At 44.2% G+C, this 12,045-nt stretch carries 12 protein-coding genes; 7 read left to right on the top strand and 5 right to left on the bottom strand.

Annotated features, from left to right (window positions below; translation table 11 throughout):
• Positions 1–52 precede the first annotated feature (52 nt).
• From AB4484_RS07835 to AB4484_RS07820, 4 genes are all read left to right on the top strand, one after another.
• Entirely contained in the window at positions 53–742 is a 690-nt protein-coding gene (locus tag AB4484_RS07835; protein WP_372077392.1) for a tellurite resistance TerB family protein, read from the top strand.
• Positions 743–910: 168 nt separating this feature from the next.
• Positions 911–1,114: a YaeP family protein gene (locus AB4484_RS07830; RefSeq protein WP_008222923.1), complete on the top strand. Its 204-nt coding sequence runs from the start codon at positions 911–913 to the stop codon at positions 1,112–1,114.
• A 1-nt stretch (position 1,115) separates the two neighbouring features.
• A complete protein-coding gene (locus tag AB4484_RS07825) occupies positions 1,116–1,307 on the top strand; it encodes a DUF4250 domain-containing protein (RefSeq protein ID WP_010436438.1) in 192 nt (63 codons plus the stop codon).
• 232 nt (positions 1,308–1,539) lie between these two features.
• Entirely contained in the window at positions 1,540–1,866 is a 327-nt protein-coding gene (locus AB4484_RS07820) for a hypothetical protein (RefSeq protein WP_372077390.1), read from the top strand.
• Positions 1,867–2,200: 334 nt separating this feature from the next.
• On the opposite strand, the gene glyA is transcribed toward AB4484_RS07820, so the two are convergent.
• Entirely contained in the window at positions 2,201–3,451 is a 1,251-nt protein-coding gene (glyA, locus tag AB4484_RS07815; protein ID WP_048606700.1) for a serine hydroxymethyltransferase, read from the bottom strand.
• A 347-nt stretch (positions 3,452–3,798) separates the two neighbouring features.
• Here glyA and AB4484_RS07810 point away from each other — a divergent pair, with 347 nt between their 5' ends.
• The 3 genes from AB4484_RS07810 (at position 3,799) to AB4484_RS07800 (ending at position 7,059) form a co-directional block, all read left to right on the top strand.
• Positions 3,799–4,401 (top strand): YitT family protein, encoded by a 603-nt coding sequence (locus AB4484_RS07810; protein WP_017060757.1) that lies wholly within the window; start codon positions 3,799–3,801, stop codon positions 4,399–4,401.
• Positions 4,402–4,483: 82 nt separating this feature from the next.
• Positions 4,484–6,028 carry a transcriptional regulator gene (locus AB4484_RS07805; protein ID WP_372077387.1) on the top strand — a complete coding sequence of 515 codons (1,545 nt, stop codon included), beginning with the start codon at positions 4,484–4,486 and terminating at the stop codon, positions 6,026–6,028.
• Between the two features lie 122 nt (positions 6,029–6,150).
• On the top strand, positions 6,151–7,059 hold the full coding sequence (locus AB4484_RS07800) for a hypothetical protein (RefSeq protein WP_372077385.1): 909 nt from the start codon (positions 6,151–6,153) through the stop codon (positions 7,057–7,059).
• Positions 7,060–7,203: 144 nt separating this feature from the next.
• Here the strand turns inward: AB4484_RS07800 and treC are convergent, their stop codons facing one another.
• The 4 genes from treC to AB4484_RS07780 form a co-directional block, all read right to left on the bottom strand.
• Positions 7,204–8,889, bottom strand: a complete 1,686-nt coding sequence (gene treC / locus AB4484_RS07795; protein WP_372077383.1) for an alpha,alpha-phosphotrehalase — start codon at positions 8,887–8,889, stop codon at positions 7,204–7,206.
• A gap of 141 nt (positions 8,890–9,030) precedes the next feature.
• Positions 9,031–10,455, bottom strand: coding sequence for a PTS trehalose transporter subunit IIBC (gene treB, locus AB4484_RS07790; RefSeq protein ID WP_372077381.1), 1,425 nt, complete (start codon positions 10,453–10,455; stop codon positions 9,031–9,033).
• Positions 10,456–10,660: 205 nt separating this feature from the next.
• Positions 10,661–11,605: a trehalose operon repressor TreR gene (treR, locus tag AB4484_RS07785; protein WP_061038716.1), complete on the bottom strand. Its 945-nt coding sequence runs from the start codon at positions 11,603–11,605 to the stop codon at positions 10,661–10,663.
• Between the two features lie 89 nt (positions 11,606–11,694).
• Positions 11,695–12,030 (bottom strand): MliC family protein, encoded by a 336-nt coding sequence (locus AB4484_RS07780; protein ID WP_048606709.1) that lies wholly within the window; start codon positions 12,028–12,030, stop codon positions 11,695–11,697.
• Positions 12,031–12,045 lie beyond the last annotated feature (15 nt).

Here is a 12,045-nt window from a genome sequence, read left to right as displayed (position 1 = left end):
CCGTATATTGGTGTCATCAACTTTTTGGACATGCTCACCATTGGAGGTATCGATGGATATCAAAAGCTTACTGAACCAAGCACTTAAATCAGATCTCGTAAAACAAGGCACTCAGAAACTTTCACAAGGGTCTTCAAGTTTAAGTGGCCTTTCTCAAGGCAGCAATGGCAAGAGTAGCAGTAAAAGTACACTCGGAGCCTTCGGTGCAGGCGCAGTTGGAGGAGGACTGTTAGGTGCGTTAATGGGCTCGAAGAAAACCAAAAAAATGGGTAAGAAAGCCGCTGGCATTGGTGGGGCAGCAGCACTTGGTGCTCTCGCTTATAAGGTCTACAACGACTACCAGTCTAAACAAGGTCAGACACCCAATGTCGAACAGGCTCAGTTTGATGAGAACGATTCAAACCATAGCGTGCTGATTCTCAGATCGATGATTGCAGCGTCCAAAGCCGATGGTCATGTTGATGAAGAAGAGATGGCTAAGATCGAACAAGCCGTCGAAAACATGGGTGCCGATTATCAACTGACTAAATTGGTCTCTGAAGAGCTGCACAAACCGCTCGATCCAAGCGAAATCGCTCAGCTCGCGACCTCACCTCAACAAGCGAGTGAGATCTATTTAGCGTCTTTGATTGTAGCGGATGAACAAAACTTTATGGAGAAGGCTTACCTCAAAGAGTTAGCCAAGCAACTCAACCTTGCTGAGGAAGTGACTTATCAACTTGAACAGCAAATCTCTGGTTAAGCAGTCAATATCCGGCTAATCGACAAGCTAGCAAAGTGATACATTGAGCGTCAGCAGAATGAGATATTGAGCAAGAACAAACTAACTCTGAACTTAATCAGATCCACTTTGTTTTTGCTTATCTCTATGTGTATATTGAGATCAGTTATCATTTGGTTAGGTATAAAAATGAAAGTATACGATTGTTGTGATTTGGTGCGTGAACTGTATTCTCAAATTGGCAGTGGCGACCAAGGCTATATCCCTAAAGCGATCACCTGCGCGGTAAAAACATTGAACGACCTTGCTGCAGATGAATCTCTTCCTAAAGAAGCGCGTGAGCGTGCAGCATTTGCCGCTGCAAACCTACTGATCTCAGATTTCGAGGACTAATATGAACCTCGCTAATTTTGAAAAAATGGATCCTGTAATGTTGATGAGTATCGTCAACATGAAGCTACGTGACGACTTCGGTGGTGATTTGGATCGAGTGGTCAACTTCTACGAGATCGACAAAGCAGCATTGATCGCTAAACTTGCGTCGGCTGGTTTTGAATTCCTTCCAGAAGCCAAACAGTTTCGATAGTCATTTAGAACACGCTTGATTTTGAAAGGCCAACCTCAGTGTTGGTCTTTTTTATTGGTGATACGTATTGGATAAACATGTAGTTAGCCAGTTATAAATTATCTGTCTACATCTATACTTTTATATCTTAGAGTCAACGAACGCTCCTTGAACCAAAGCGTATTGTTGTATAGGCTACCTGAAATAACCTATAAAACTCATCACCCAACTTGATGATAGTGAAGGATTAACAATGAAAAGACTCGGACTTTTAGCCGTTATCGCAGCCGCACTCACCGCAGGTTGCGCTTCAAATACTCAGCAAGACAACTTTCGCGAAGCCTCTTTTGAGCTGTGTAATACTGAAGTCGATATTTACTCTGTAAGCCATGATGAACGAGTTCGCATCGTCTGCTCTGATGGATCTAAATTCGCTTTAAATAACGAAGACACGCTAGAAGTGATGCGTGATATCAATATCGACTACTGTGACGGCGAAGGCTTAGGCAAATTCAACGAGAGCCGCCATTATTACTCATTCAAGTGTAAGTCTGGCACCCTGCTTAGTATCAGAAAGTAGAACCAACATAAGAAAACCACAAAGGGTTGATGTGCAAACATCAGCCCTTTTTAGTACCGCCTTTCTGCATTCTCAGATAACCCAACTCCATACCGACAGATACCAAAAAGGCCCCTAGCAAGGAGCCCTTCAAATCGTACTTTCAATCAAATAGCTTAAGTTCAAGGAACAGACGCGGAGTTTTCAGCACCTTTCCCTAAAACAAAAGAGACTCAATGAGCCCCTTTAAAAGTATTTTTCAAAGTAGTCGTTTGAAATTCTAGGAGAGCACGCGGAGCTTACGGATGTAAGTGAGCATGCTCGACAACGAAGTTCAAATTACTACGAAGAAAAATTAAGCGTAAACCGGTAGACGCTTACAGATATTTAGTACTTTTGCTTTAGTCGCTTCGATAACAGACTCATCGCCCATGTTATCTAGGATGTCACAGATCCAACCTGCTAGCTCTTTCGCGTCTGCTTCTGAGAAACCGCGACGAGTAATAGAAGGAGAACCGATACGGATACCTGAAGTAACGAACGGGCTACGTGGATCGTTTGGTACTGAGTTCTTATTCACAGTGATGTTCGCTGCACCTAGTGCTGCATCTGCTTCTTTACCTGTGATGTCTTTGTCGATTAGGTCAACTAGGAACAGGTGGTTCTCTGTAGAACCTGAAACGATGTTGTAACCGCGAGCTAGGAATTCAGCAACCATTGCTTTTGCGTTAGCAACTACGCGAGCTTGGTATTCTTTGAACTCTGGCTCTAGAGCTTCTTTGAACGCTACTGCTTTACCAGCGATAACGTGCATTAGAGGACCACCTTGGCCGCCTGGGAATACTGCTGAGTTTAGTTTCTTGTAAAGATCTTCGCCTTCGTTAGAAAGGATAAGACCGCCACGAGGACCAGCAAGCGTTTTGTGCGTTGTCGTTGTTACAACGTGAGCATGTGGAACTGGGTTCGGGTAAACGCCTGCAGCGATTAGACCAGCAACGTGAGCCATATCTACGAAGAAGTAAGCACCTACTTTGTCAGCGATTTCGCGCATGCGCTTCCAATCACAAACTTGAGAGTAAGCTGAGAAACCACCGATGATCATCTTAGGCTTGTGCTCGATAGCTAGCGCTTCCATCTCTTCGTAATCGATTTGGCCTGCTTCATCGATACCGTAAGGGATGATGTTGTAAAGCTTACCAGAGAAGTTTACTGGAGAACCGTGAGTTAGGTGACCACCGTGTGCAAGGCTCATACCTAGAACAGTATCGCCAGCATTCAGTAGTGCCATGTATACAGCGTTGTTTGCTTGAGAACCTGAGTGAGGTTGTACGTTTGCGTATTGAGCGCCAAACAGTTCACATGCACGTTCGATTGCTAGAGTTTCAACTTTATCTACGTACTCACAACCACCGTAGTAACGCTTACCTGGGTAGCCTTCAGCGTATTTGTTTGTAAGTTGAGAACCTTGAGCTTCCATTACACGTGGGCTTGTGTAGTTTTCTGAAGCGATAAGTTCGATGTGCTCTTCCTGACGAAGAGTTTCTTCTTGGATAGCTGCGAATAGATCCGCATCGTAATCAGCAATGTTCATGTCACGCTTAAGCATCTGTATCTCCTGACTCAGATTGTACTGAAAGTTTCAAAAAAACCACACAACGACCGAAAGCAAACGTTTCCGTCACCGTTTTGATGTGACGCATTCTACATAATTTGATCTAGGTCATAAAGAGCTAATTGCAATTTTATCATGCAGTTTTTTCATAATCACATATAAGATTCATCATGGTTATTTGGCTGATCCAACCAAAGATGACGCTTACTGTCAATTTTACGCTTTACACCCTGTAAAACGCAGATTACATAGGTTTACCTTAATTTTGCCCCTCAAGCTACCGAAAGCTAAGGTTTTTCTCTACTATGCACGCCTTTATTGGTTAGGTAATTATAAAAACGATGGAAAAACACTCACGCAAAGAAGATTGGGTAGCGATTCTCACTGGCACGTTTTTAGTGGCGTTAGGCGTCTTCTTTTTACAGTCAGCGAATCTGCTTACCGGTGGTACTACTGGCTTGGCTCTGCTTTTGAGTCAATTCTTGCCTGTAACCTTTGGTATTTTGTACTTTGTTGCCAATTGTCCATTCTATTTATTAGCATGGAAACGATTCGGCCGTAGCTTTGCTATTAGCAGTGCGATTTCTGGTGCTTTAGTATCTGTGTTTGCCGATCATTTATACTTAGTTATCTCGCTAGAAGTTCATAACGAGATCTATTGTGCTGTTGCCGGCGGCTTATTAATGGGCTTAGGTATGCTAATCCTATTCCGTCACCGCTCAAGTCTCGGTGGCTTCAACGTACTATGCTTGTTTATCCAAGACCGCTACGGTATCTCGGTAGGCAAAACTCAAATGGGTATTGATGCGTGTATTCTGTTTGCATCGTTCTTCTTCGTGTCACCTTGGGTAATTGCCGTATCTGTATTAGGCACCGCAGTATTGAACATCGTATTGGCAATGAACCACAAACCAACTCGCTACTCAGTGAATTACGCGTCTTAATACCAATCACCCTGTGAATTACTAGCTGTTTTTAATAACAAAAACAGCTAGAATTTAGGTTTTATAAACCGTCGCCTTTTCTATGCAAGATTACCTCTCTAGCGCCAAAGACCAACAAGCCTCTATTTATATTGAAGGCTTGGAATTCAACCCCAACACACGAGTCTTAAGCTGCGACGAGCAGGTCATCGATTTAGAACCTCGTTCTATTGAATTACTCGAACTGTTTCTGACTAGCGTGGGTGAACCGCTCGCTGCTGAGCACATCATTGAATCTGTATGGCAAAGTAACTTCATTTCCAAAAATGTTCTGACAAACCGAATCAGTACCTTACGTTCAGTACTTCAAAAACACCTACCAGATAGCGACGCGACCAAAATACTGGTGACTTACCCACGCAAGGGTTACTTCCTTAACCCAAGTTCGGTTAGCTTTGTTGCGGGTTCCCCTGATACCGAAGCGGATGATACCGCCATAGAATCTCCAACCAGTCAAAAAGGATTTACCTCCAATCCAGTTAATCCTTGGCTTGTTGTGGTGTCTTTGATTTTGCTGATCAGCACTGCTGTAATGGGCTACATGCTTTGGCAATCTTCGACTCGTGCTTCTGAAGTCGAACGCGACCAACGATTGATTCCTAAGGTCGAACTTCTCCTGAATCGATTGGATGCCATTGGCGATAATTCCAGAAAATATCGAAAAGTCGTAAAAGCATTAATACTTCAACAGCAGATTGAATACGCCTATACCGATCTTGCTAACCAAGATGCGCCAAGCTACTTCCTTGACCCTATAGATAGCTCTCCCTTCTTTCCGGGCGCAAAAAACATGCGTACCAGTGATTACCTGCTTAACATTCAGCTGAAGGATCAAGAAGTAGATAAGCGCCTTGTCGCTAAAATAAGCCTGATTTACCCAAACTCAGGGAAGCTGGCGTTTGGTGGGGTTTACTCTATTGATGTTAATAACATCAGCAGCAGCGTTATGGAGATCAACCGAGAGTTAGCTAACTACTTTGCTCTGCCTGCACCGTTGTCGCCAGAATGGTCAGTAGATAATACCGAAGTCAGCGAATTGCTGAGTGGAAAAACCATAGTGTTTGATGGCATCAAGCTCAACACCATGACGTCTACTCTGATTGCACGACAACTTGCTCTATTTGAAACGGATCAGAAGAAGCTCATTGCGTTCACCAATCTTGTTCAAACTCGATTTAAGTTACTGCCAGACGAACTCAAACTTTGGGTCGGTATCATTCATTTCAAACTGAGAGATCTGCAAACCGCAAAAGAGCTCCTAACCAATACCTCAGGAAACTCTACGATCGAAAATGCGTTGGTTTATATGATGGTTTCTCACATTGCTTATAAGCAAGGCAACATGGAGAAGTTCCGCCTCAACTACATGGAGTCGCTGGTTGCGTTATTGAGAGTGGTTCCATCCGAAGATCTATTCGCTCGACTATCTAAACCTGAATCCAAATCGACCTGCCTACAACCTTGGAAGAGCTTAAAGCTAAGCGTTAAAGAGCCTTTAATCATAAAGCAGTGGGAAAAGTTAATGCTTAACTACTGCACCGCTGTCGGGCAACAGTTCTCAAAGGACAAAGAAAAACCTTTAAAATAAGTAACTTAAATATAAGTTAAGATCTTATGTGACTTCGTTTTTTGCCCTATTTACTCCTCAAACAATAGCATTCCTAAAAACATCGGGCCCATCAAGGGCTTCCAACTTTAGGAATGTTCAACATGAAAAAAACAATGACGCTGCTAGCGACCTCTCTCTTTGCTCTCTATGGTTGTGGCGGCGGAGGCGGCTCTTCTTCTGGTTCTACAGATGGTAATAAAGGTCCAAGCAGTCAGGTTGATTACCCTATTGCGAGCTCTGCATTTTCCCCTAAACCAGAAACAACATTGGGCTACTCGTTTACCAAAGATGGTCAGACTGAAGGCGTGATGACAATGAACTTCACTCCTTTAAGCGGTGAACTCATTATTGCAGGGTTACAAGAAGAGGCCGGCAATGAAGCGGTCGTTCAAGTTATCAATGACCTGATCAATTACGGCATCACCGAATTTTATGTATCTGAAGACATCATGACGAATGTTGAAGGTACACAAGAAGACGGCAGCATTTATTTTGCAGGCCCTGACCGCGGTCTACATGAAATCACCAATGCCTACTTTATTGGTAGCCAATACATCACAACCGTAATGCACAGCAGCCCTCTTTTCCGCTTGAAAGGAACTGACGTAAAAGAGAGTGACCCAATCATTGATATCAGTGAAGAAACCGTTTCATTGCAAGTGACGTTAGATGGAGAAGCAGTCGCTAACATGCTGAATGACTTTGAAGACAACTCGTGGGTAGCAAGCCTTCCAACGAATGTGTCATGCCGAGTCACATGGCAACAACATATTGAAGAAACAGGCGTACGTAAGAGTTTCAAGATCTCTAATAAATCAATCGAAGCTGCGAATCTAACAGAGAAAAACACTTACTACATTGGCTGTGAAGGTATGGATTCGGCAGAATTTGGCACATCATCAGAGCGCTGGTTCAATCCTAGCATCGGCTTAATTGAACAGATTGAATTGATGTCTGTAGAACAATCTACGATCGAAGAATCAGCAGCGATACTGACCTCGATTAGCTAGCCGTGACTTAGATTCATTGAACCTGAGCGTAGCTGCTGACTAACCACAAACAATAAAAAAAGGCTTTGGGGAGCACTCCAAAGCCTTTGTAGAAGCCTAATTATTTAAGGGGAATAGAATTAGGCTTATTGAAATGAAACAAGGTTAACCTTCAATCAAGAGAATACGAGTCTCGTAAGGACGTAACACTTGATGATGTAATGCAACTGAAGTGTTCGCTTGTTGATAGTTAGACAGCAGACTCTTCGCTTTACTCATGTCAAAACGTTCCGGTAAAACGCATTCCGCCTCTTCACCATAATAGTTGTTAATACACAGCAAGGCTTGCGCTTCGCTCTCGCGAGAATACGCAAAAATGGATGAGTGCTCTGGCAATAGGTCTTGATAACTGCCATGAGTAATCACTGGTACTTGTTTACGTAACTCAATCAAGCTCTTGTAGAAGTAAAAAACAGAGTCTTTGTCTTCAAGCGCTTGCTCAGCGTTAATCTCAGAGTAATTATTCGCTACATCAAGCCATGGCTGAGCTTGTGAGAATCCTGCGTAAAGCTCACTGTTCCATTGCATTGGTGTACGAGAGTTATCACGAGACTTCTGCGCCAAAATCGCCATCATATCTTGATGAGCCACACCATCACTGTTCACCATGATGTCGTACATATTGGTACTCTCAACATCACGATACTGGCTAATTTCAGTATAGCCAGGGTTGGTCATGCCAATCTCTTCACCTTGATAGATATAAGGTGTGCCCTGCATCATGTGGACAGAAGCGGCTAGCATCTTGGCTGATTCAACGCGATATTGCTGATCGTTACCTAAGCGGCTCACCACTCTTGGTTGGTCGTGGTTACACCAGAATAGTGCGCCCCAACCCTTTCCGTTTAAGCCCGTTTGCCAGTGATTGAAGATCGATTTGAGCTGTAAGAAATCGAATGGCGCATTAGTCCACTTCTCACCATTGGTGTAATCAACCTTAAGGTGGTGGAAGTTAAACACCATTGATAGCTCGCTGTTATCAACGTTTGAATATTGCTGGCAATGCTCCAACGTGGTTGAAGACATCTCACCTACGGTCACGCTACCGTACTTCTGAAATACTGCTTCGCTGATCTCTTTCAGGTATTCGTGTACTCGTGGGCCATCGGTATAGAAACGACGACCATCGCCAATATCATCATTAGGGAAGTCTTGCTGCTTTGAAATCAGGTTGATCACGTCCAAGCGGAAACCATCAACGCCCTTCTCTGCCCAAAAGCTAATAACATCTTTCACTTCTTCGCGTACAACCGGGTTCTCCCAATTGAGGTCGGCCTGTTCTTTCGCAAATAAATGTAAGAAGTACTGCCCAGTGGCCTCATCCATTTCCCATGCATTTCCACCAAACTTAGACTGCCAGTTCGTTGGTGCTTGGCCACCTACTGGATCTTTCCAGATATAATAATCGCGGTACGGACTGTTTTTGTCGCCCAAAGCAGATTGAAACCATGCATGCTCTGTCGAAGTGTGGTTTACCACGATATCCATCACGATACGGATACCACGTTGGTGCGCTTCAGACAGCAGTAAGTCGAAGTCTTCCATGGTGCCGAATTGAGGATTAATCGCGTAGTAGTCTGAGATATCGTAACCATTATCGATCATAGGAGATGCGTAAACCGGGGTTAGCCAAATCGCATCGACACTCAAATGTTTGAGGTAATCCAGTTTCGAAATGATCCCTTTGATGTCGCCAGTACCCTTACTGCCACTGTCACAGAAGCTCTTTGGGTAGATTTGATAGATGGTTGCGGTTTTCCACCAGCTTTCATCACGTTCAGTCATCGCCATCTCTAACACTCACTTACCAGAAAATATAAAATAAAAATCACCATGCAAATCATGGTCGAATAGCCGTTATAACTAAAAGAAAAAGCTATAACTAAGAGAAAAAGCGATAACTCACATTGGAGTCATCGCTTATTAAATGCATTACGCGTTCGCGGTTTCTAAGTCACCCTTTGATTGGGCTCGCTTGTAGAAGAACAGGGTTAACGTGATAGGCAGTACTATCGCCACCAGCATCGCGACTAGGTAAATCGACCAATATTGAGGTTGAATCGATAGGATGCCCGGCAAGCCGCCAACACCGATACCATTCGCCATCACACCCGCGCTACCACAGATTGCGGCTGCAACAGCACTACCAATCATTGCGCTCAGCATTGGGAATTTGTATTTAAGGTTAATACCGTACATCGCAGGCTCTGTTACGCCTAAGTAGGCTGAGATTGCTGCAGGAACCGAGATGTCTCGTTCGCCTTCACGCTTGCTCAAAATAATGATGCCCACTACTGCCGATGCTTGTGCAATGTTTGATAGCGCAATCAAAGGCCAGATTGGCGTGCCGCCTAAGTCTTGCATCAGTTGCAGATCTACGGCGTTGGTTGTGTGGTGAATACCCGTGATAACCAAAGGTGCGTAAAGGAAGCCGAATACCACTGAACCAAGAATCGCAAAGTCACCTGTCATTGCCGCTTTGGCCGCGAATGCCACACCATCGCCTAACATACGACCGAATGGGCCAATGAAAGCGTGCGCTAGAATCACAGACAAAATAATCGATACAAATGGCACAACCACTAGGTACAAGTAAGCTGGGACGATGCGCTTAAGATTGGTTTCAATGAACGCCAAAGCCACACCCGCTAACATCGCAGGGATCACCTGAGCCTGGTAACCGACTTTCTCAATCACGAACAGGCCAAAGTCCCACACCTCAGGTACCGATTTACCTATCATGTAAGCGTTCATCAATTGCGGGGAAACCAAGGTCACACCGAGCGTGATACCCAAAATAGGGGTTCCGCCAAGCTTCTTAACCGTCGCCCAACACACACCAACCGGTAGGAAGAAGAAAATCGCTTCGCCAATCAGCCATAAGAAAGAGTGAACAGTTGCCCAGAATTGGCTGATTTCAACGAGGGTTTTGCCGTCGAACATGCGAATGTCGCCAATCACATTACGGAAACCAAGAATCAGACCACCAGTAATGATGGCAGGCAGCAGTGGTACGAAAATTTCGGCTAAATGGGAGATACCACGCTCAAGGAAGTTCATATTTTGACGAGCAGCCAACTTCGCCTCATCTTTTGATGATGCATCTTTACCAGTTTGCTCAATCAGAAGTGCGTACACCTCATCAACCTCGGTGCCAATCACGACTTGGAATTGACCTGCGTTCGTAAAGCAGCCTTTTACCAGTTTAAGCTTCTCTAATTCTTCTTTGTTCGCTTGTTCCGTATCGTTCAATACAAAACGCAGTCGAGTCAGACAGTGGCTGACACTCGCAATGTTGTCTTTACCACCGACTAACTCGATAAGACGCGCAACGTCTTGCTTCGCTATCTTACTCATACTACCCCACCCTGGTTTCATTCAATTACTCATCTAAACCATGCAAGCTATAATCACTCAGACTTAGATTTATGGGAACATTCCCAATTACGGTTATTATAATGCCCGCATGAATGATAAATTAAAATGGGAACAGTCCCATTAATTGAAAGAGATCACACTCTAATTTTAATCTAAGCGGTTCAATTTCGCTTAATTGACTGGATTATAGAATAGGAGATTGCGTGTGATGAGAGATCTCTGAATTACCTAAAAGCTGAGAGATCAATAGATTAGCAGCCAACTTACCTGCAGATTGGTAACCAGGATCAATGCTAAATACTCGCGGGAACAAGAAGGAAAGAAGATCATTGCCACCAACGCCGGTGACGACCACATCTTCACGCTGTAACTCTTGCAGACGTTTGATGACGCCAAGGGCAAGGGTATCACTGGCACAAACGATCGCTTGAGTCTCGGGAGTTAACACCTCATCCACCAGCTGATAAGCGCTTTCGTGATGAAGTTGACCAGTACGATAGTTTGCCACTGAACCTGTGTTTTCACACCAATCGAGATAAGCCTTAAGACGCAGCTCACCGGTTGATTTATCACTAGGATCAACACCAATAAAGCCAACGTCAGAGATCCCCTGATCCGATAGATGCGCTAACGCACTATTGATCACCTGTTGGTTATCGTAGTTAATCGACGTTACGTTCTCGGTATCCAGAGCAATCACCACCGCTTTGTGTTCCCACGCTTCGATCGCAGGAATATCGCAGTCAGTAAAGCCAAATACAATAATGCCATCAACGTTACGACGCTTTAGAACTTGCAGGTGCTCATTGGCTTTATCTCTGTCAAGTTGGCTTTCCATGATCACGACATCGTAGTCCGCTCGATACAACTCAGCCAGCATAGTGCTAACGGCTTTGTTTTCTGAGGGAGAGTCCAAACGAGAGATGATCACGCCGATGACTTTTTGGCTGCCACCACGCATCGATTGCGCAGACTTTGAAGGCGTGTACCCAGATTCTTGAATTACTCTTTCCACCCTTTCACGGGTTTCAGGTTTCACTTTTGGATCATTGGTCAGAACGCGTGATACGGTTGACTTACCAACACCGGACAGCTTTGCAATATCAAGAATAGTGAGTTTTTTGCTCATAAAAAGTCTAACGTTAAAGGGAAGAGAAGAAAAAGTGAGGGTAGATTCCCTCACTTAACTGTTTGTAAATCTTAGAAGTTAACTATGACTTACTTTCGACAATTTTTATAGACGACACGACCAAGTTCTAGACGTGCGTTGTCACCTTTAGTGCGTAAAGTGACGCTATTGATCAGTTCAGAGGTGCCATCATCTAAGATGTACTTCGTTCCTGAACCTGCCGTTATTTGAGTGAGACGATATTCATTCTCAGGCAAACGTAATACCGCTTTTTCATTACCAAGGTAAGCGACCTTAAATGAAGCGTCAGACTCACATTGATAAGTCACGAATTGATCGTCCGATACTGCACCATCAGGCGTTGCGGATTTAGAACACCCGAATAACGCTACCGTACATAGAGATGCTATCAACAATGCTTTCATACTGCGTTCCTCATC

Source organism: Vibrio sp. 10N.261.46.A3, from assembly GCF_041472995.1.
GTDB classification, from domain to species: Bacteria; Pseudomonadota; Gammaproteobacteria; order Enterobacterales; family Vibrionaceae; genus Vibrio; species Vibrio coralliirubri.
Note: the sequence above shows the minus strand (reverse complement) of the source record. Positions and strands in the feature narration are given on the sequence as shown.

Bases quoted from the DNA above. Each gene is read 5' to 3' on its own strand.
- AB4484_RS07780 (WP_048606709.1), bottom strand. From the start codon at position 12,030: ATGAAAGCATTGTTGATAGCATCTCTATGTACGGTAGCGTTATTCGGG.
- AB4484_RS07810 (WP_017060757.1), top strand. From the start codon at position 3,799: ATGGAAAAACACTCACGCAAAGAAGATTGGGTAGCGATTCTCACTGGC.
- treR (WP_061038716.1), bottom strand. From the start codon at position 11,605: ATGAGCAAAAAACTCACTATTCTTGATATTGCAAAGCTGTCCGGTGTT.
- glyA (WP_048606700.1), bottom strand. From the start codon at position 3,451: ATGCTTAAGCGTGACATGAACATTGCTGATTACGATGCGGATCTATTC.
- AB4484_RS07830 (WP_008222923.1), top strand. From the start codon at position 911: ATGAAAGTATACGATTGTTGTGATTTGGTGCGTGAACTGTATTCTCAA.
- AB4484_RS07805 (WP_372077387.1), top strand. From the start codon at position 4,484: ATGCAAGATTACCTCTCTAGCGCCAAAGACCAACAAGCCTCTATTTAT.
- AB4484_RS07825 (WP_010436438.1), top strand. From the start codon at position 1,116: ATGAACCTCGCTAATTTTGAAAAAATGGATCCTGTAATGTTGATGAGT.
- AB4484_RS07820 (WP_372077390.1), top strand. From the start codon at position 1,540: ATGAAAAGACTCGGACTTTTAGCCGTTATCGCAGCCGCACTCACCGCA.
- AB4484_RS07835 (WP_372077392.1), top strand. From the start codon at position 53: ATGGATATCAAAAGCTTACTGAACCAAGCACTTAAATCAGATCTCGTA.
- treB (WP_372077381.1), bottom strand. From the start codon at position 10,455: ATGAGTAAGATAGCGAAGCAAGACGTTGCGCGTCTTATCGAGTTAGTC.
- treC (WP_372077383.1), bottom strand. From the start codon at position 8,889: ATGGCGATGACTGAACGTGATGAAAGCTGGTGGAAAACCGCAACCATC.
- AB4484_RS07800 (WP_372077385.1), top strand. From the start codon at position 6,151: ATGAAAAAAACAATGACGCTGCTAGCGACCTCTCTCTTTGCTCTCTAT.